The sequence below is a fragment of the Variovorax sp. V118 genome (genome assembly GCF_041154445.1).
Lineage (GTDB): Bacteria > Pseudomonadota > Gammaproteobacteria > Burkholderiales > Burkholderiaceae_C > Variovorax > Variovorax boronicumulans.
The window spans coordinates 5012263-5030840 of sequence record NZ_AP028663.1 but is presented as its reverse complement, the minus strand read 5'-3'; the positions used below and the strand labels follow the sequence as shown (position 1 = coordinate 5030840).

Annotated in this window: 14 protein-coding genes; 3 read left to right on the top strand and 11 right to left on the bottom strand. The window is 69.8% G+C overall.

The window, feature by feature from the left end; translation table 11 throughout:
- Positions 1-39: 39 nt before the first annotated feature.
- Positions 40-1458, bottom strand: a complete 1419-nt coding sequence (locus ACAM52_RS23410) for a PLP-dependent aminotransferase family protein (RefSeq protein ID WP_369644684.1) — start codon at positions 1456-1458, stop codon at positions 40-42.
- Between the two features lie 99 nt (positions 1459-1557).
- On the opposite strand from ACAM52_RS23410, the gene ACAM52_RS23405 reads away from it, so the two are divergent.
- Genes ACAM52_RS23405 through ACAM52_RS23395 form a run of 3 tightly spaced genes read left to right on the top strand, consistent with a single transcriptional unit; the run spans position 1558 to position 3777 of the window.
- Positions 1558-1746, top strand: coding sequence for a DUF2970 domain-containing protein (locus ACAM52_RS23405; protein WP_056573062.1), 189 nt, complete (start codon positions 1558-1560; stop codon positions 1744-1746).
- A complete protein-coding gene (locus ACAM52_RS23400) occupies positions 1746-2471 on the top strand; it encodes a cytochrome c (protein WP_369644683.1) in 726 nt (241 codons plus the stop codon). Before ACAM52_RS23405 ends, ACAM52_RS23400 begins: the two co-directional genes overlap by 1 nt.
- Positions 2472-2478: 7 nt before the next feature.
- Positions 2479-3777 carry a cytochrome c gene (locus tag ACAM52_RS23395; RefSeq protein WP_369644682.1) on the top strand — a complete coding sequence of 433 codons (1299 nt, stop codon included), beginning with the start codon at positions 2479-2481 and terminating at the stop codon, positions 3775-3777.
- Positions 3778-3798: 21 nt separating this feature from the next.
- On the opposite strand, the gene ACAM52_RS23390 is transcribed toward ACAM52_RS23395, so the two are convergent.
- The 10 genes from ACAM52_RS23390 to ACAM52_RS23345 all read right to left on the bottom strand — a co-directional run bounded on the left by ACAM52_RS23390 (position 3799) and on the right by ACAM52_RS23345 (position 18554).
- Positions 3799-5241 (bottom strand): 8-oxoguanine deaminase, encoded by a 1443-nt coding sequence (locus tag ACAM52_RS23390; protein ID WP_369644681.1) that lies wholly within the window; start codon positions 5239-5241, stop codon positions 3799-3801.
- On the bottom strand, positions 5238-6653 hold the full coding sequence (locus ACAM52_RS23385) for a nucleobase:cation symporter-2 family protein (protein ID WP_369644680.1): 1416 nt from the start codon (positions 6651-6653) through the stop codon (positions 5238-5240). The genes ACAM52_RS23390 and ACAM52_RS23385 overlap by 4 nt, the downstream gene beginning before the upstream one ends.
- Before the next feature lie 118 nt (positions 6654-6771).
- The gene (locus ACAM52_RS23380) at positions 6772-7674 is read right to left on the bottom strand and encodes a LysR substrate-binding domain-containing protein (RefSeq protein ID WP_095948271.1); all 903 of its coding nucleotides are present in this window, start codon (positions 7672-7674) and stop codon (positions 6772-6774) included.
- 48 nt (positions 7675-7722) lie between these two features.
- Positions 7723-9966: a phosphocholine-specific phospholipase C gene (locus ACAM52_RS23375; RefSeq protein WP_369644679.1), complete on the bottom strand. Its 2244-nt coding sequence runs from the start codon at positions 9964-9966 to the stop codon at positions 7723-7725.
- Positions 9967-9981: 15 nt separating this feature from the next.
- Entirely contained in the window at positions 9982-12201 is a 2220-nt protein-coding gene (locus ACAM52_RS23370; RefSeq protein ID WP_369644678.1) for a phosphocholine-specific phospholipase C, read from the bottom strand.
- Positions 12202-12233: 32 nt separating this feature from the next.
- Entirely contained in the window at positions 12234-12410 is a 177-nt protein-coding gene (locus ACAM52_RS23365) for a hypothetical protein (protein WP_159273959.1), read from the bottom strand.
- 50 nt (positions 12411-12460) lie between these two features.
- Entirely contained in the window at positions 12461-14518 is a 2058-nt protein-coding gene (locus ACAM52_RS23360) for a LamG-like jellyroll fold domain-containing protein (RefSeq protein ID WP_369644677.1), read from the bottom strand.
- A gap of 468 nt (positions 14519-14986) precedes the next feature.
- Positions 14987-15886, bottom strand: coding sequence for a 5'-nucleotidase (locus tag ACAM52_RS23355; protein WP_070060017.1), 900 nt, complete (start codon positions 15884-15886; stop codon positions 14987-14989).
- 22 nt (positions 15887-15908) lie between these two features.
- A complete protein-coding gene (gene gspF / locus ACAM52_RS23350; RefSeq protein ID WP_369644676.1) occupies positions 15909-17153 on the bottom strand; it encodes a type II secretion system inner membrane protein GspF in 1245 nt (414 codons plus the stop codon).
- A gap of 9 nt (positions 17154-17162) precedes the next feature.
- Positions 17163-18554, bottom strand: coding sequence for a GspE/PulE family protein (locus ACAM52_RS23345; protein ID WP_062472610.1), 1392 nt, complete (start codon positions 18552-18554; stop codon positions 17163-17165).
- Between the last annotated feature and the right edge of the window lie 24 nt (positions 18555-18578).

The window sequence follows — 18578 nt, the reverse complement described above, 5'->3', positions numbered from 1 at the left end:
GCCCGCACAACGCCCGCCCCTTCGGCGGGCGTTGTCGTTTCAGCTCGCTTCTTCCACCAGCCGCCCGAGCGTCTGCAAGGCCTGCTCGCTGTGCGCGTCCCACGCGTGGCCGTAGTTCAGCCGCAGGCAGTTGGCGAACGCACGCGTGGCCGAGAAGATCGGGCCGGGCGCGACGCTGATGCCGCGCTCCAGCGCCAGGCGATGGATCTCCAGCGCATCCACCTGCGCCGGCAGCTCGACCCACAGGAAGTACCCGCCCAGCGGCCGCGTGGCGCGCGTGCCGGCCGGAAAGTAATGCCCCACGGCCTGCGTGAAGCTGGCCTGCTGCATCGCCAGCGTCTGGCGCAGCTTGCGCAGGTGCTTGTCGAAGCCGCCCTTCTCGAGGTAGTCGGCCAGCGCCAGCTGCGCGGGCACCGAGGTGCTGAGCGTGGTCGTGAGCTTCTGGCGCGCCACCTTGCGCGCGAAGCGCCCGGCCGAGGCCCAGCCGATGCGGTAGCCGGGCGCGAGGCTCTTCGAGAACGACGAGCAGTGCAGCACCAGCCCCTGCGTGTCGAAGGCCTTGGCCGGTGGCGGGCGGCGCTCGCCGAAGTAGAGCTCGGCGTACACGTCGTCCTCGATGAGCGGCAGTTCGTGGCGCGCGAGCAGTTCGACCAGCGCCTTCTTCTTCGCGTCGGGCATCAGGCTGCCCAGCGGGTTCTGGAAGGTGGTCATGAGCCAGCAGGCGGTCGGCTTGTGCGCGGCGATGGCCTGCGCCAGCGCGTCGAGGTCGATGCCTTCGCCCGGGTGCGTCGGCACCTCGATGGCGCGCAGGCCCATGCGTTCGAGCGCCTGCAGCGCGGCATAGAAGGTGGGCGACTCGACGATCACCGCGTCGCCCGGCCGCGTCACGGCCGAGAGGCACAGGTTGAGCGCCTCGAGCGCGCCGTTGGTGACGACGATCTCCTCGGCCGGCACCGGCAGGCCGTCGGCCAGGTAGCGCAGCGCGATCTGCCGGCGAAGCGCCGCGCTGCCGGGCGTGAGGTCGTCCACGGTGCGCCAGGGGTCGAGCGCCTTGGCGCTGGCCGCCATGAACTGGCCCAGCCGCGCCAGCGGAAACAGCAGCGGGCTCGGAAAGGCCGAGCCGAAGGGCACGACCTGGCGCGACATGCTGGCTTCGAGGATGTCGAAGACCTGGTCGCTCACCTCGAGCGCGCGCGGGCCTTCGGCGGGGCGCGAGGTCAGGGTGGTCTCGGGCGGCGCGTCGCGCAGGCCGCCGCCGGCCACGTAGTAGCCCGAGCGGTCGCGCGCGCGCACCAGCCCGCGCGCCTCCAGCAGGTAGTAGGCTTGGAACACGGTGGAGGCGCTCACGCCGCGGCTGCTGCCCGTGTGACGCACGGAGGGCAGGCGGTCGCCGGTCTTGAGGGTGCCGTTGCGGATCGAGGCCTCGATGTCCGAGGCCAGGGCTTCATAACGCTTCATCGGTGGGCCGTTGTCATTCGCGGGGACTCTAATCTGATATGGTGAATCGAGCTGGATCTGCATCTGTTTTTTTTGACCCGTTTGCGCGACAGTGGACCCATGTTCAATCTGATGCGCGCGGTGCGCGCCGTACTCTGGAGCTTCATCGGGCTGGGCGGCCGCCGGGCCGACGCCGACAAGCGGACCGCCCAGCTGGGCATCCTGCCGCTGATCGGCGTGGGGCTGTGCATGGCCCTGCTGCTGATCGCGGGCCTGCTGGCCCTGGCGCATTTCGCGGCAGGCACGTGATGAAGGCCGTGCTCCACCGGGCCGCGCTGGCCCTGGCGCTGCTGTTGCCGCTCGCGCCTGCGATGACGCGCGCAGCCACCACCACCGTGCCCAACACCATCGAGCAGCGCGTGGCCGCCTGCATCGCCTGCCACGGCCGCGAGGGCGCCACCACCAACGCCGGTTTCTTCCCGCGCCTGGCGGGCAAGCCGGCGGGCTACCTGTTCAACCAGCTCGTGAGTTTTCGCGACGGGCGTCGCTTCAACAGCGACATGACCTACATGGTCCAGCACCTGTCGGACGACTACCTGCGCGAGATGGCCGAGTACTTCGCCAACCTGTCGCTGCCGTACGCGGCGGTCTCGCCGCAGAGCGACGCCTCGCCCGAGCAGCTGCGCCGTGGCCGCCAGCTGGCGCTCGAAGGCGATGCCGCGCGCCAGATTCCGGCCTGCGTGCAGTGCCACGGCGCGGCGCTCACGGGCGTGCAGCCGGCCATTCCGGGCCTGCTGGGCCTGCCGCGGCTGTATGTGTCGTCGCAGCTCGGCGCCTGGCTCACCAAGGAGCGCCATGCGCCCGCGCCCGACTGCATGGCGCAGATCGGCCAGCGCATGACCACAGCCGACATCAACGCCGTGGCCAGCTGGCTGGCCGTGCAGCCGATGCCGGCCGACACCCGCCCGGCGGCCTCGCTGCCCGCGCCGCTGCCCGTGACCTGCGGCGGCATGCCCACCGCGGCGAAACCCTGAGAACCCGATGACCGCGCGACTGAGACATTTCGGCTGGGCCCTGCTGGGCCTGGTCACCCTGGCGGCCGTGTTGGCCGGCATCGTGCTGGCGCTGAACCTGCGCGGCGAAGACCCGCTGCCCGAGGGCGCCGAAGCCTTCGAGGCCACGCCGCAGCTCGTCGAGCGCGGGCGTTACCTCGCGCTGGCGGGCAACTGCGCCGGCTGCCACACCACGCGCGGCGGCCAGCCCTATGCGGGCGGCGTGCCGCTCGAAACGCCGTTCGGCACCATCTACGCGACCAACCTCACGCCCGATGCGACGCACGGCATCGGCGGCTGGAGCAGCGCGCACTTCTGGCGTGCCATGCACAACGGCCGCAGCAAGGACGGGCGCCTGCTGTACCCGGCCTTCCCGTACCCGAACTTCACGCAGGTCACGCGCGAAGACTCCGACGCCCTGTACGCCTACCTGCGCAGCGTGGCGCCGGCCGCCACGGAAAACAAGGCGCACCGGCTGCGCTTCCCGTACGACACGCAGGCCGCGCTTGCGGTGTGGCGCGCGCTCTCGTTCAAGCCGCAGCCCTTCGTGGCGAACGCGAACAAGCCGGCCGAATGGAACCGCGGCGCTTACCTGGTCGGCGGTCTCGGCCACTGCATCGCCTGCCACGGCAGCCGCAACTCGCTGGGCGCCACAGAAACCAAGCTCGGGCTCTCGGGCGGCCTGATCGCGGTGGAGAACTGGTACGCACCCTCGCTGGCCGATCCGCACGAAGCGGGTGTGGCCGACTGGCCCGCGGCCGATGTCGTGGCGCTGCTCAAGAGCGGCACCGCCCCGCGTGGCTCGGTGATGGGCCCGATGGCCGATGTCGTGTTCCGCAGCACGCAGTACCTGAGCGATGCCGACCTGGGCGCGATGGCGATCTACCTGAAGGACCTGCCCGAGGCCGTGAAGCAGGACGCGCCCGCAGCCCAGAAGGCCCCGGCCGCGCCGGTGCGGCGCGACGCCGGCGCGATGGTGCGCGGCGCGAAGATCTACGACCAGCGCTGCGCCTACTGCCACGGCGACCAGGGCCAGGGCGCAGCCGGCGCCTACCCGCCGCTCGCGGGCAACCGCGCGGTGACGATGGCGCGGCCCACCAACCTGATCCAGGTGGTTGCGCACGGCGGCTTCCTGCCCGCCACGGCCGGCAACCCGCGTCCCTACGGCATGCCGCCGTTCGGGCACGCGCTCGACGCCACCGAGGTGGCCGAGGTGCTCACCTACATCCGCGGGTCGTGGGGCAACAACGCCGCGCCGGTCACGCAGCTCGACACCATGCGTCGCTGACGCGCAGGGCGCACCGCTTTTTCAGGCGGTGTGCGGATGCCGCGCGCTGTCGTACAGCGTGCGCGCCAGGTCGCGGTGCGTCGCCAGCAGCGGCGCCAGCTCGAAGCCCGTGAAGCGCCCGTCGCGGATGCGGACCACGCCGTCGATCACGCTCAGCGCCGCCGCCACCGGCGTGCAGAACACCAGCGCCGCCACCGGGTCGTGCCAGGCGCCCGCGTGGTCCACGCCGCGCATGTCGAAGGCCACGAGGTCGGCCGACATGCCCGGTGCCAGCGCACCGATGTCGTCGCGCCCGAGCACGCGGGCGCCGCCGAGCGTGGCGATCTCCAGCGCCTCGCGAGCGGTCATCGCAGCCGGGCCGTAGCCCACGCGCTGCAGCAGCATGGCCTGGCGTGCCTCGCCCAGCATGTGGGCGCCGTCGTTCGACGCGCTGCCGTCCACGCCCAGGCCCACGGGCACGCCCGCGCGCCGCATCGCCCCGATGGGCGCGATGCCCGAGGCCAGCCGCATGTTCGAGCACGGGCAGTGCGCCACGCCGGTGCCGGTGCGACCGAAGAGCGCGATGCCGGCGTCGTCGAGCTTCACGCAGTGCGCGTGCCACACGTCGTGGCCCACCCAGCCCAGGTCTTCGGCGTACTCGGCCGGCGTCATGCCGAACTTCTCGCGCGAGTACGCCACGTCGTTGTCGTTCTCGGCCAGGTGCGTGTGCAGCGACACGCCGCGTTCGCGCGCCAGCTCGGCCGACAGCCGCATCAGGTCGCGCGACACCGAGAACGGCGAGCAGGGCGCCAGCACGATGCGGCGCATCGAATGGCGCGCGGGGTTGTGCCAGCGGTCGATGAGGCGCTCGCTGTCGCGCAGGATCGCGGCCTCGGTCTCCACCACCTCGTCAGGTGGCAGGCCGCCGGCGCTGCGGCCCACGCTCATGCTGCCGCGCGCCGCGTGGAAGCGCATGTCCATGGCGTCGGCCGCCTCGATCGAGTCGTCGAGCCGCGAGCCGTTCGGAAACAGGTAGAGGTGGTCGCTGGTGGTGGTGCAGCCCGAGCGCATCAGCTCGGCCATGGCGGTCTGCGTCGACACGCGGATCATCTCGGGCGTGAGCCGCGCCCACAGCAGGTACAGGTTCGTGAGCCAGCCGAAGAGCTCGGCGTCCTGTGCCTCGGGCACGGCGCGCGTGAGGCTCTGGTACATGTGGTGGTGCGTGTTCACCAGTCCGGGCATCACGACATGGCCGTGCATGTCGATGGCCTCGGCCTGGCCGCCGCGCAGCGCGTCGAGGTACGCCACTGGCAGCTCGGCGGTGGCGCCCACCCAGGCGACGGCGGGGCCGTTCATCACCACGGCGCCGTCGGCGATCTCGCGCCGGGCGGCGTCCATGGTGACGAGCACGTCGGCGTGCCGGACGATCAGCAGCGGCGGGCGCTGCTGCGGTTGCGAGGAAAAGGATGGATTTTGAAAAGTCATTCGGAGCCGTGCGAAGTGCGCGCCGCCATCGCGAAGGACCGTTCCTTCGACAGCACGCCGTTGTAGAAAAGATTGAGCAGCACCGCGGCCAGCGTGCCCAGCACGATGCCGCTGTGCGTCAGCGGATGGGTCCAGGCGGGGAAGTGCTGGAAGAAGTTGGGCGACAGCGTGGGGATCAATCCGAGCCCGATGGAAATGGCGATCACGTACAGCGCATGGCGGTTCTGCGCGTAGTCGATCGCACCCAGAATGCGCACGCCCGTCGCCGCCACCATGCCGAACATCACGATGCCCGCGCCGCCGAGCACGAACTGCGGCACCGAGGCCACGATGTGCGCGATCTTCGGAAAGAGCGCCAGCGCGATCAGCATCAGGCCACCGCCCGCCGCCACGTAGCGCGAGCGCACGCCCGTCACCGTGACCAGCCCCACGTTCTGCGAGAACGAGGTGTACGGAAAGGTGTTGAACACGCCGCCGATGACCGTGCCCAGCCCGTCGGCGCGCAGCCCGCGTGTGAGTGCGTCGGTCGTCACCTTGCGGCCGGTGATCTCGCCCAGCGCGAGGAACATGCCGGTCGACTCGACCAGCGTGATGAGCATCACGATGCACATCGAGGCGATGGCCGTGAGCTCGAAGCGCGGCAGGCCGAAGTGGAAGGGCGTGGTCACGGCCATCCAGCTCGCTTCTTCGAGCCCGTCGAAATGCATGCGCCCGAGCGCCAGCGACAGGCCCACGCCGAACACGATGCCTAGCAGCACCGCGATGTTGGCGATGAGGCCCCGGCCGAAGCGCGTGATCGCGATGATCACCGCCAGCACGGCCGCGGCAATCGCCAGGTTCACCGGCTCGCCGTAGGCCGGGTTGGCCACCGCGTGCGCCACGCCGTCGACCATGCGGGTCGCGCTGGGCTGGCCGCCGGCCGCCCAGTTGATGGCCACGCCCATGAGCGACACGCCGATCAGCGTGATGACCGTGCCCGTGACCAGCGGCGGAAACACGCCCAGCACCCGCCCCATGAGCGGCGCGACCAGCATGCCGAACACGCCCGCCACGATGGTCGCGCCGTAGATCGCGGGCAGCCCGAGCGAAGGGTCCATGCCGATGGCGATCATCGGCCCGACCGCCGCGAAGGTCACGCCCATCATCACCGGCATGCGGATGCCGAAGCGCCAGAAGCCGATGGCCTGCACCAACGTGGCGATGCCGGCGGCGAACAGGTCGGCGTTGATGAGGAAGGCGATGTCGGCCTTCGAGAGGCCGAGCGCGCCGCCCACGATGAGCGGCACGGCCACCGTGCCCGCGTACATCACGAGCACGTGCTGCAGGCTCAATGCGCCGCAGCGGGCGAGCGGAAGCTTCTGGTCGACCCCTTCGCCGTCTCCTGCGGGGGTCTTTTTATCGTTCGAGAACATGGGAACCTTTCCTGCCGATGAACCGGCGCGGCAGTCTAGGAGCGATGTCTTTGCACATGCAAAGTCAATAAATGACGCGCCCTGTGCACAAAAAGTGGACGGTCATCCAGGGTGCATGTCAGGGCGCCAGCAGGTCGTCCAGGCAGGCCACGACATGGTTCGCGAACAGCTCCGCCGCCGCGCTCGGCGCCTGCGCGGCGCGGGTCTCGAGCGTGAGCGTCTGCGCGCGCAGCGTGGTGTCGCGCAGCGGCACGAAGACCAGGCTGCCGTCGTTGCGCTCCTCGTCGACGTCCAGGCGATTGAGCAGCGTGATGCCGCCGCCATCGCGCACCAGCCGGCGCATCAGCGCGGTCGAAGTGGTCTCGACCACGGGCGACACGCGGATGGCCGAGCGCTCGAACGCGGCGTCGAGGATCGGCCGGATCGACAGCGAGGGCGCGGGCAGGATCAGCGGGTAGCCCACGCACTCCGCCAGCAGCGCGGTCGCGTGCGCCGTGAGCGGATGGCCCGGCGGCACCACCGCGCCGATCGGCCACTCGCTGCTGAACAGCGTGCGAAAGCCGGCCGTGCCGGGCACGTCGTAGGCCAGCGCCAGGTCGGCATCGCCTTCGGCCACGCTGCGCAGCACGGCCGCGATGGGCAGGCCCAGCAGCTTCAGCTGGATGCCCGGGTGCGCCGCGCGAAAGCGCTGCACCACGGCCGGCAGGAAGGCGTCGGCCAGGCCGGCCGTGGTGGCCAGCGTGACCTCGCCCTGGCGCAGGCCGCGCACGTCCTCGATGCGCTGGCGCACGAGGTCGAACTCGCGCAGCGTGCCGCGCGCGTGCGCCAGCACGATCTCGCCCACGGGCGTGAGCTTGAGCGTGTTGTGGATGCGCTCGAACAGCGGCGCGCCCAGTTCTTCCTCGAGGTTGAGGATCTGGCGGTTGACGGCCGTGGGCACCACGTGCAACTGCTCGGCCGCCTTGCGGATCGAGCCCGCGCGAACCACTTCGACGAAGTACCGGATGACCTTGGCGTGCATGAATTCCCCCGCGCCGCTGGCGGGCGCGGGGGGATCATGCCTACGTCTTCAGAGGTCGGGCAAGCCCATCGCCGGATCGCTGACCGTGTGCTTGCCGGTTTCCACGCGGCCGGCGAAGCGGCGGTAGAAGGCCGGGTCGCTGTCGCAGGTGACGGCGAAGTCGTACCACTGGCCGCTGGCGGCCAGTTCCCAGTGCTGCTCGGCCTGGGCGCCGCCGTTCACCGTGGCGTTCCACGGGCCGTCGTCGCGGTAGGCCTTGGCGCGCACCGTGAACTTGCAAGGGGCCTTGCCGTCGTTGCGCATCTGCAGGTAGACGTTGCCGTTGGCGATGTCGTAGCAGACACGCACCTCGGGCGCGGCCACGCCGCCGGCGCGCAGGCGGTTGAGGTCGCCCTTGAAGTGGCGGTGGTAGCCGTTGGGGCCGAGCACCCACAGGTCGTAGAAGCCGCTGTTGTCGATCGCAGCGGTCCAGCTGTCGTCGAGCGTCTTGCCAGCCTCGACCATGTAGCGGCGCGGCAGGCGGTCGAGGTTGAGCTTGTCGTACACGTGGAACACGGCCGCGGCCTTGCCGGTGTTCGAGAAGACCAGCTTCACGGTGCCGGCGAGGGTGTCGGCCCTGGCGCTCGTGTGCAGCTCGTAGGGCAGGGCACGCGACGGGCGCGTGCCGGTGGCCTGGCGCGGCAGCTGCGGATCGGTCGGCAGCGGCACCAGCGGCAGCGCCTGCTGGTCGTTGCGCACCTTGTCGGCATCGGTTCGGTTCAACTTGCCTGCGAGTTGGGGCGGGGCCTCGGTGTTCGGCGTGGCGAAGTTGAAGGCGCTCGTGAGGTCGCCGCACACCGCGCGTCGGAACGGCGAGATGTTGGGCTCCTTCACACCGAAGCGCGTTTCGAGGAAGCGCAGCACCGAGGTGTGGTCGAAGGCCTGCGAGCTGACCCAGCCGCCGCGGCTCCAGGGCGAGATCACGTACAGCGGCACGCGCGGGCCGGGGCCGAAGACGCGGTTGTCGGGCTTCGGCTGCGAGGTGCTGCCGTCGGGTGCCGGCTGCGTGAAGTACTCGGGCTTCAGGGCGTCGGCGGCGAGCGTGGTCTTGCCGGCTGGCGTCTTGTCGGGGTTGAGCGAAGGCGCCGAGGGCGAGGGCATGTGGTCGAAGTAGCCGTCGTTCTCGTCGAAGTTGACCAGCAGCACGGTCTTGCTCCACACCTCGGGCACGGCGGTGAGCGCATCGAGGATTTCCTGGAGGAACCACGCACCCTGCACCGGGCTGGACGGGCCCGGGTGCTCGCAGTAGGCCGAGGGCGCGTTGATCCAGCTCACCTGCGGCAGGCGGCCGGCCTTGATGTCGCGCCGGAACGCGTCCAGGTAGTCCTCGGGCTTGTCGCCGGGCAGCGTGTTGGCGATGCCCTTGTACAGCGGGTTGCCCGGGTTGTCGCTGGCCGCGTCGTAGGCGTGGAAGGGAAGCTTCTGGCCCGTGTCGGAAAACGGCGCCTTGTAGTAGCCGCTGGTCACCGGGTAGGGCGACGCGCGGTTGGCGCGGCGGAACTGGCGGAACGCGCCCAGCATGTTGTCGCCCCATTCGTCGGGCATGTTCTGGTAGCAGATCCAGCTCACGCCGGCGTCTTCGAGGCGCTCGGCGTAGGTCTTCCACGTGTAGCCGGTGTCGACCTTGCTGGGGGTGGCGTCCAGCCAGTCCCACTCATTGCTGACGAAGGCCACGTTCTGCGCGGTCGGGCCGTTGGTGCCGGTGATGTGGAACGAGCGGTTCGCGTCGGTGCCGGTGTGCATCGCGCAGTGGTACGCGTCGCACAACGTGAAGGCATCGGCCAGCGCGAACTGGAACGGAATCTCGGCCTGCTTGTGGTAGCCCATGGCCTTGGGCGTCTTGTAGCGCGCCCATTCGTTCATGCGGCCGCCGCCCCAGGCCTGCTGGCTGTCGTCCCAGTCGTGCGGCGTGCCGCCGTCGCGCTGCGCGTTGCCCTTGCGGCTGTCGAAGTGGTACGGCAGCACCACGTTGCCGTTGGCATCGCTTTGCTGCCAGACGTTGAGGCCCTTGGGCAACGGAATGGGGAAGCGGTCGCCGAAGCCACGCACGCCGGCCAGCGTGCCGAAGTAGTGGTCGAACGAACGGTTCTCCTGCATCAGGATCACGACGTGCTCGACGTCCTTGATCGTGCCGGTCTTGTTGTTGGCCGGAATGGCCAGTGCGCGCCGGATGCTCGGCGGAAAGGCCGAGAGCGCGAGCGCGGCGGCACCGGTGGTGGCGGTGCCGGTGAGGAAGTTGCGGCGGGAGGTCATGGTGTCGCCCTGGCCTCAGGCGGCGGCCGTGCCCATGGCCGGGTCGCTCACCGAATGCCGGCCGGTTTCCACGCGGCCCGCGAAGCGGCGGTAGTAGCTGGTGTCGGCGTCGCAGGTCACTTCGAAGTCGTACCAGGCGCCGCTGGCGGCCAGGTCCCAGTGCTGCTCGGCCGAGGTGCCGCCGGCCACGGTCGCGGTCCACGGGCCATCGGTGCGGTAGGCCCGGGGGCGCACGGTGAACTTACAGGTGTTGCGGCCGCCGTTGAGCATCTGCAGGTAGACATTGCCGTTGGCGATGTCGTAGCACACGCGCACTTCGGGGTTGGGCGCATCGCCGGCGCGCAGGCTGTTCAGGTCGCCGCGGAAATGGCGATGGAAGCCGTTGGGGCCGAGCACCCACAGGTCGTAGAAGCCCGTGTTGTCGAGCATCGCGTTCCAGGTGTCGTCCAGCGTCTTGCCGGCCTCGACCATGTAGCGGCGCGGCAGGCGTTCCAGGTTGAGCTTGTCGTACACGTGGAACACGGCGGCGGCCTTGCCGGTGTTGGCGAACAGCAGCCGCACCTTGCCGCTGGTGGCGTCGTTGCGCGCGCTCACGTGCAGCTCGTAGGGCAGGGCGCGCGAGGGGCGCGTGCCGGCGGCCTGGCGCGGCAGCTGCGGATCGGCGGGCATGGGGACCTGCGCCTGGGCTTCCTGCGCCGCGCGCTTGTCGTTCGCCTGCGTGCGACTCGTGCGGCCGGCCAGCGTCGGCAACACTTCGTTGTTGGGCGTGGCGAAGTTGAAGGCGCTCGTCAGGTCGCCGCACACCGCGCGGCGGAACGGCGAGATGTTCGGCTCCTTCACGCCGAAGCGCGCCTCGATGAAGCGGATCACCGAGGTGTGGTCGAAGGCCTGCGAGTTGACCCAGCCGCCGCGGCTCCAGGGCGAGATCACGTACATCGGCACGCGCACGCCGGGGCCGTAGACGCGGCCGTCGGGCGCGGGCTGTTTGGTGGTGCCCGGCGGCTTGGGATGCGTGAAGCGCTCGAAGGCGATGTCGGCCTCGGGCAGCGTCGTCTTGCCGGCGGGCGAGCCGTCGGGGTTGAGCGAGGGCGCGGCGGGCGAGGGGTAGTGGTCGAAGTAGCCGTCGTTCTCGTCGAAGTTGATGAGCAGCACGGTCTTGCTCCACACCTCGGGCACGGCGGTGAGGGCATCGAGCGTTTCCTGGATGTACCAGCCGCCTTCCACCGGGCTCGACGGTCCGGGGTGCTCCGAGTAGGTGGCGGGCGCGATGATCCACGACACCTGCGGCAGCTTGCCGTTCTTCACGTCGTTGCGGAAGGCGTTCAGGTACTCGTCCACGTTGGCGCCGGGCATCGTGTTGGCGATGCCCTTGTACAGCGGGTTGCCGGCGTCGTCGCTGGCCGGGTCGTAGGCCGGCACCGGGCCGGTGTTCTTGATCGGCTTGCCCGAGGCCTCGCTGGCCTGGCGGTACTGCTTGAAGCCGACCAGCGGGTTGTCGCCGAAGTTGTCGCGCATGTTTTCATACACGATCCAGCTGACGCCGGCGGCCTGCAGGCGCTCGGGGAAGGTCTTCCACTCGTAGCCGGTGGTCGAGGGCGGCGTGTAGCTGTCGTCCCACTCGTTGGTGACCGAGGCCACGTTCGCACCCGTGGGGCCGTTGGTGCCGGTCCAGTGGAACATGCGGTTCGAGTTGGTGCCCGTGTGCATGCTGCAGTGGTAGCCGTCGCACAGCGTGAAGGCGTTGGCCAGCGCGAACTGGTACGGCAGCTCGGCCTGCTCGAGGTAGCCCATGGCCTGGGTGTACGGCGCGGTGCCGGTCTTCTTGTACCTGACCCACTGGTAGGCGCGGCCGCCGTCCCAGGCGTTCTGGCCGTCGTTCCAGTCGTGCGGCGTGCCGGCGACGCGCTGCGCGTTGCCCTTGGTCTGGTCCAGGTGGTAGGGCAGCACGGGCGCACCCGTCTCGTCGGCCTGCTGCCACACGTTGCGCCCGCCCGGCAGCGGAATGGTGAAGCGGTCGCCGAAACCGCGCACACCCATGAGCGTGCCGAAGTAGTGGTCGAACGAACGGTTTTCCTGCATCAGGATGACGATGTGCTCGACGTCCTTGATGGTGCCGGTCTTGTTGTTGGCCGGAATGGCCAGCGCGCGGCGGATGCTCGGCGGGAAGGCCGAGAGGGCGAGGGCGGCCGCGCCGGTGGTGGCGGTGCCCGTGAGGAATTTGCGGCGTGAATTCATGGTCTTGTCGTGGGATGTCATGACGTCGCGTGTCACGGTGCGCAGCGCATTTCGGGCTTCACACCGGGCTCGGGTTGGGGCTGCGGTGGCGGCGTGATGACGGGCGGAATGCCGCCACCGCCGTTGTCGCTGCCGCCGCAGGCGGACAGCGTGCAGGCCAGGAGGAAGGCGGCCAGCAGGCGCGCGGGGAGGGAAGCTTGAAGCAGCATGGGGTGATCCTCTCTTTGTGATGTCGTGGAGATCGGGGTGATCGGAGTAATCAGGGCGCCAGTGCCGACAGCGGCTGGCCCGAGGTGTAGATGGCCGTGAGCTCTTCGGCGGTGAGCGCGCGGTTCCAGATCGCAAAGTCGTTGAAGTCCATCGCGCCGCGCGGCGAAGCCGACCAGCGCTGGTAGTACAGGCCGGTGGCGTCTTCGTTCAGGGCGATGCCCTTGCCGAGGCCGCCGAGCGCGGCGACCAGCGCATTCGAGAGCGCGACGCTGCCGGTCTGCGTGCCCTTCACGGGGTCGAACACATAGCCGCTCATGTTCTTGCCGGCCTTGTCGACGACCATCGCCACGTAGGCCCAGCGGCCCGCGCTCAGGAAGTGCTTGCCCTTGATCTCGCCACGGCCGCTGCCGGTGCCGGTGTTGAAGCGCAGCTCGCAGTTGCTGAACAGGCCGAGCGCGAGGCCTGCGTTGTCGCCGGTGTCGTAGTTCTTGTTGGCGATGACCGAGGCGCCGTTGCTCACGCCCTGGCTGCAGGTGGCGTCGGTGCGCAGCCAGAAGCCGAAGGTGAAGGCGGCCACGGCGGGGGCCGTGGTCACGTCGCGCGTCTGCAGCAGCTTGTAGCCGGCCATGCCGCTCGCGTTCTTCACGCGGCTGTCCACGCGCAACGCCTGCACGCGGTAGGGCGGCAGGAAGTTGTCGTCGGCCACGAGCGAGCCGCCATCGGCATCCGCGGCCATGGGCGCGAGCGTCGCGGTGGCGTTGAGGTCCAGCGCGGGCAGTGCGTCGAGCGGGAACAGGTTGACCAGGCCCACCTTCACGTAGGCGATCTGCGCGGAGACCGAGACGCTGGCGCCACCGGCGGCGACCGTGTACTGGAACGCGTAGAGGCCATCGGCCGCGGCCTTGACCGGGTCGGTGTAGCGTGTGGCACCGGCCGGCAGCGTGGCGATGGACTTGCCGTCGCGCAGCACCTGCACCGGGCCGCCGAGGTCGCCCGCGAGGGTCCACGAGAGTTCGATGCTGCTGCGGTCGGCGCTGGTGCGGGCCGCGAGCTGCTGCACGGCGGTGGTGGCCTGCAGGGCCTGGCCGTTGAGGTTGTAGGCCGCAGTCGCGGGCAGCGCGCCGAGGTGGCGCAGCACTGTGGGCGCGATGTCGGTCGCGGCGGCCGACTGGCGCAGCGCGTTGTCGTCGGCCGGCGAGGCGGCGCCGACGGCGGGCAGTGAGGGCAGGGTCTTGTTGCTGGCGATGAAGACGGTCTTGTTGTCGACGTCCTTCAGGCTGGTGACGCCGCCGAAGGCATCGAGGCCATGGCCGGTCGTGAGGATCACGAGCCAGTCTTCCTTCGCGTCGTTGGCCGTGCGTTGCGCGATGCGCGCGAGCAGCTGGCCGACGGCCGTTGCGGTGTCGGAGACGGCGCGCTGGTACGTTTCGCTGCGCAGGCCGTTGGCGGCTGCGGCGGCGGGCGCGCTGTACTGCGCCACGAGCAGGTCGTAGCCCGCGCCGATCAGGCGCGTGGTGTTGGCAGTCACGCAGGCGTCGGCGCCGGCGCAGTCGACGGCAGTGTCGAGCGTGCCGGTTTCCGCGAGCAGAAGGTTCGGATAGAGCGTGTTGGCGGTGACCGATGCGGTGAGGTAGCCCGCGTCCTTCTTCTGCTTCGCGAAGGCGAAGACCGAGGGTGCGAGCTTGGCGTCGATGCGTTGGTCCGCGGTGTCGGCGCGCACTGCATGGCGCGGCACCCAGGTGCCGGTCAGCAGCGTGGCCCAGCCGGGGCCGTCGGTGGCGGGCTGCTCGCTGAGCGCGCCATCGGTGCCGCCGGTCCATGCGGGAGCGAGTTGCAGCGACTGCAGCGCGGCCGGCACCTTCTTCTGTGCGATGGCGTCGAGCAGGACGGCATGCGTGAGCCCGTCGATCTCGACGATCAGCGCCTTGGGGCCGCTCTTGCCTTCGTTGGGCGTGCTGCTCGGGGGCGGCGTCGGGGTGCCGCTGATTGGCGGAAAGGCAACGCCACCGCCGCCTCCACCGCCGCAGGCCGCGAGCGCGGCGGAAATCGCAAGGGGCAACAGCCAGCGCGTGAGAGGCGCGGCGTGCGTAGAAGGAGTCGGACGCATCGGAAAAGCCGTTCGGTTCTTGTTGTCTGTCGAGGGAGGTGAAAGGCCGGCGCGAAAAAAAAGTGCCACGAAGGCACTGCGCACCGGACAGGCGACAAGACTAGGGAGAACCCGTTACTTGGCAGTGAACGAGCGATGACAGTGGGACGAAACGCGTGTGACAACGCGCTGGTCTATGGCTTCTTCAAAAGCTGCGAGAGGGGGGCTGTGGCGCGTGCACAGGACACCAGGTACTCCCCTCCGCGAATGTCCCCCGGGGCTGCGCCCCTCCTCCTTGATTTCGCTGCGGGGAGCACCCGGTGCCCTGCGCACGAGGCACGTTGCTGGTGTGCGGCCGATCAACGACTGCACTGCCCATCGATCACGTCGATGGGGTGTCTTGCGCAGCGAAATAAAGGGGGAGCCCGAAGGGCGGAGGACATTCGCGGAGCAAGGTGCCCCGTCGGCGTGATCGCGCCCTGAACAGCGTCAGGGCTCGTTGCTGATGCCACTCGACACATGCCCCGCAGGCACATGCCGCGAGGCCGCATCGACGTGACCGGTCTGGTCGTCGAAGAAGAAGTCGGGCTCGAACTCGCGCAGGAACTCGCCCTTGGGCAGGCCGCCGAGGAACATCGCTTCGTCGACGCGGATGTTCCATTTCATGAGCGTGCGAATCGCGCGCTCGTGCGCCGGCGCGCTGCGCGCCGTGACCAGCGCGGTGCGGATGCGCATCTGCGCGTTGCCCGCCATCTGCAGGCGGTGCAGCGCCATCAGCAGCGGCTTGAATGGGCCTTCGGGCAGGGGCAGGTCGGCCTTGCTGAGTTCGTGCGCCTGGAAGGCGTCGAGGCCCTCGGCCTGGAACACGCGCTCGGCCTCGTCGCTGAAGAGCACCGCGTCGCCGTCGAAGGCGATGCGCACTTCGTTCGGCCACGCATCGCTGGCTTTCACCGACTCGACCAGCACGCGTGCGGCGGGGAAGCCTGCGGCGAGTGCCTCGCGCACGTCTTGCGCGTTGACCGACAGGAACAGGTGCGCGCGCAGCGGGCGCAAATAGCCGAAGGGCGGGCGGCCTTGCGTGAACACGCCGCGCTGCAGCTTGATGTCGGCCGCTGCGCTCGACTTGAAGATCCGCATGCCCGACACCGGGTCGTTGCGCGACAGAATGACCACCTCGACGCGCTGCACGCCGTCTTCGTTGAAGCGCAGCAGCTTGCGGATCAGCGACGACGCGATGCCGGGCGCGGCCGGTTCATCGATGCGGTCGAGCTGCAGCTTCATGTAGCCCTCGTTGTCGCCGGCCTCGAAGATCTTGTTTTCTTCTTCGAGGTTGAACAGGGCCCGCGAGGAGATCGCGACCACGAGTTTGTCTTCGAGCGTTACGGGCATGTGAGGGGCTCCCCGTCCGTCGTCACTTGACGAACTGGTTCAGCTGAATGATGGGCAGCATCACTGCCAGCACGATGAGCATGACCACGCCGCCCATGGCGACGATGAGCAGCGGCTCCAGGATGGTGGCCAGGTGCATCGCGCGGCGCTGCACTTCGGCGCCGAGCTGGTTGGCGGCGCGTTGCAGCATCACGGGCAGCGTGCCGGTCTGTTCGCCCAGGCGCGCGAACATCGACACCAGCCCAGGGAAGCGTTTCTTCTGCGCCAGCGCAGAGGCCAGCGGCGCGCCCTCGCGCACCAGCACCAGCGCGTCGAGCGCGTCGGCGCGCATGGCGCGGTTGCCCAGTGTTTCGGAGGCGGCCTGCAGCGCGCGCAGGATCGGCACGCCGGCCGTGGCCAGCATGGCGAGCGTGCTGGCAAAACGCGCCGCGTTGTAGCCGCGTGCGAGCTTGCCGACCAGCGGCAGCTTGAGCCAGGCGGCATCGAACTTGAGGCGGAAGGCTTCCTGTGCCAGCGCGACGCGCACGCCGACGGCCGCGAGCACGATGGCGCCCAGCATCCACCAGCCATAGTTGCGCACGGCGGCGCTCAGCGACAGCATCACGGTCGTGAGGAAGGGCAGTGAGCGCTTGGTGCCCGCGAACACCTGCGCCACCTGCGGCACCACGTAGCTCACGAGGAAGATCACGATCACGATCGCGACCAGCGTGACGATGGCCGGGTACAGCGCCGCGCCGATCAGCTTCTGCTGCAGCACCTGGCGCTCTTCGAGGTCGTCGGCGAGGCGTTCGAGCACGAGCCCGAGGTTGCCGCTTTGCTCGCCGGCGCCGATCACGGCGGTGTAGATGGGCGAGAACTCGCGCGGGTGCGCCGACAGCGCGCGCGCAAAGGGCGAGCCCGCGTTGACCTCGGCGCGCAGCGAGGCGACGAGGTTGCGTTGCGGTTCCGATTCGGCTTCGTCGGTGAGGGCCGTGAGCGCGCGTTCCAGCGGCAGGCCGGCCGAGATGAGGCCGGCGAGCTGGCGCGTCCACACGGCGAGGTTCGTCGAGTTGAAGACCCGCTTGCCGCCGCCGAGCCAGCGCGTGAGCGCGTTGCCTGCGCTGCCGCCACCGCCGGCCGCATCGCCGCTGCCGACCGGCTTGACCGACAGCGGAATGAGCGCCTGTGCCCGCAGCAGGCCGCGTGCGGCGCGCGCGGTGTCGGCCTCGAGCACGCCTTCGCGCGACTGGCCGCTGGCATCGATGGCTTCGAAGGAGTAGGCGGGCATCGCGGGTCGCTATTCGCGGGTGACGCGCAAGAGTTCGGCGCGCGAGGTGATGCCGGCCTGCACCAGCCGTTCGCCGTCTTCGCGCATGGAGCGCAGGCCGCCGCGCGCGCCGGCTTCGAACAGCGCGCTCTCGGCGGCCTTGCCGTGGATGAGCGCCTGCACTTCGTCGTCGGCCACGAGCAGCTCGAAGATGCCGGTGCGGCCCTGGTAGCCGGTCTGGCCGCAGGCCTCGCAGCCCGCGCCGCCGCAGGCGGTGCAGACCTTGCGCACGAGGCGCTGGGCCAGCACGCCGAGCAGCGACGAGCTCAGGAGAAAGGGCTCCACGCCCATGTCGGTCAGGCGCGTGACGGCGCTCACCGAATCGTTGGTATGCAGCGTGGCCAGCACGAGGTGGCCGGTGAGCGAGGCCTGGATGGCGATCTGCGCGGTTTCGAAGTCGCGGATTTCGCCGATCATGATCACGTCGGGGTCCTGCCGCAGGATGGCGCGCAGGGCCTTGGCGAAGGTGAGTTCGATCTTCGCGTTGATCTGCGTCTGGCCCACGCCCGGCAGCTCGTACTCGATGGGGTCTTCCACCGTCATGATGTTGCTGCGGCTCGCATCGAGCCGGGCCAGTGCGGCATACAGCGTGGTGGTCTTGCCCGAGCCGGTGGGGCCGGTCACGAGGATGATGCCGTGCGGCTGCGCAATGAGCTTTTCGAAGCGCGCCAGCGAATCGCCCTGCATGCCGACCGATTCGAGCGTGAGCTTCGATTCGCTCTTGTCCAGAAGGCGCAGCACGGCGCGTTCGCCGTGCGCGCTGGGCAGCGTCGACACCCGCACGTCGACCGCGCGCGTGCCGATGCGCAAGGAGATGCGCCCGTCCTGCGGCAGCCGCTTCTCGGAGATGTCGAGGTCGGCCATGATCTTCAGGCGCGAGATCAGCGCGGCGTGCAGTGCGCGGTTGGGTTGCACCACTTCGCGCAAGGTGCCGTCGATGCGAAAGCGCACCGATGACGTGCGCTCGTAGGGCTCGATGTGGATGTCGCTGGCGCCGTCGCGCGCGGCCTGCGTGAGCAGCGCGTTCAGCATGCGGATGATGGGCGCGTCGCCGGCGCTGGCCAGCAGGTCTTCGACCGCGGGCAGCTCCTGCATCATGCGCGAGAGGTCGGCGTCGTTCTGCACTTCGCTGACTACCGCGGCGGCGCTCGACTCGCCCTGCGCGTAGGCGGCGCTGATGCGCTGCGCGAGCGGGCCGTCGTCGAGCACCTCGAAGGCCTGCACGCCGTACTTGCGGGTCACTTCACCGACCGCGCTGCGTGCCGGGTGGGAAGACATCCACAGCGTGTGGCGGCCGTCGTCCGTGGCTTCGAGCAGCAGTTGCTGGCTGCGTGCGAACGCGTAGGGCAGGGGATAGCGCATGGGTGGCTGGCGTGTGCGGGACGG

Bases quoted from the DNA above. Each gene is read 5' to 3' on its own strand.
- ACAM52_RS23370 (WP_369644678.1), bottom strand. From the start codon at position 12,201: ATGAATTCACGCCGCAAATTCCTCACGGGCACCGCCACCACCGGCGCG.
- ACAM52_RS23365 (WP_159273959.1), bottom strand. From the start codon at position 12,410: ATGCTGCTTCAAGCTTCCCTCCCCGCGCGCCTGCTGGCCGCCTTCCTC.
- ACAM52_RS23395 (WP_369644682.1), top strand. From the start codon at position 2,479: ATGACCGCGCGACTGAGACATTTCGGCTGGGCCCTGCTGGGCCTGGTC.
- ACAM52_RS23375 (WP_369644679.1), bottom strand. From the start codon at position 9,966: ATGACCTCCCGCCGCAACTTCCTCACCGGCACCGCCACCACCGGTGCC.
- ACAM52_RS23385 (WP_369644680.1), bottom strand. From the start codon at position 6,653: ATGTTCTCGAACGATAAAAAGACCCCCGCAGGAGACGGCGAAGGGGTC.
- ACAM52_RS23355 (WP_070060017.1), bottom strand. From the start codon at position 15,886: ATGCCCGTAACGCTCGAAGACAAACTCGTGGTCGCGATCTCCTCGCGG.
- gspF (WP_369644676.1), bottom strand. From the start codon at position 17,153: ATGCCCGCCTACTCCTTCGAAGCCATCGATGCCAGCGGCCAGTCGCGC.
- ACAM52_RS23380 (WP_095948271.1), bottom strand. From the start codon at position 7,674: ATGCACGCCAAGGTCATCCGGTACTTCGTCGAAGTGGTTCGCGCGGGC.
- ACAM52_RS23345 (WP_062472610.1), bottom strand. From the start codon at position 18,554: ATGCGCTATCCCCTGCCCTACGCGTTCGCACGCAGCCAGCAACTGCTG.
- ACAM52_RS23390 (WP_369644681.1), bottom strand. From the start codon at position 5,241: ATGACTTTTCAAAATCCATCCTTTTCCTCGCAACCGCAGCAGCGCCCG.
- ACAM52_RS23400 (WP_369644683.1), top strand. From the start codon at position 1,746: ATGAAGGCCGTGCTCCACCGGGCCGCGCTGGCCCTGGCGCTGCTGTTG.
- ACAM52_RS23405 (WP_056573062.1), top strand. From the start codon at position 1,558: ATGTTCAATCTGATGCGCGCGGTGCGCGCCGTACTCTGGAGCTTCATC.
- ACAM52_RS23410 (WP_369644684.1), bottom strand. From the start codon at position 1,458: ATGAAGCGTTATGAAGCCCTGGCCTCGGACATCGAGGCCTCGATCCGC.
- ACAM52_RS23360 (WP_369644677.1), bottom strand. From the start codon at position 14,518: ATGCGTCCGACTCCTTCTACGCACGCCGCGCCTCTCACGCGCTGGCTG.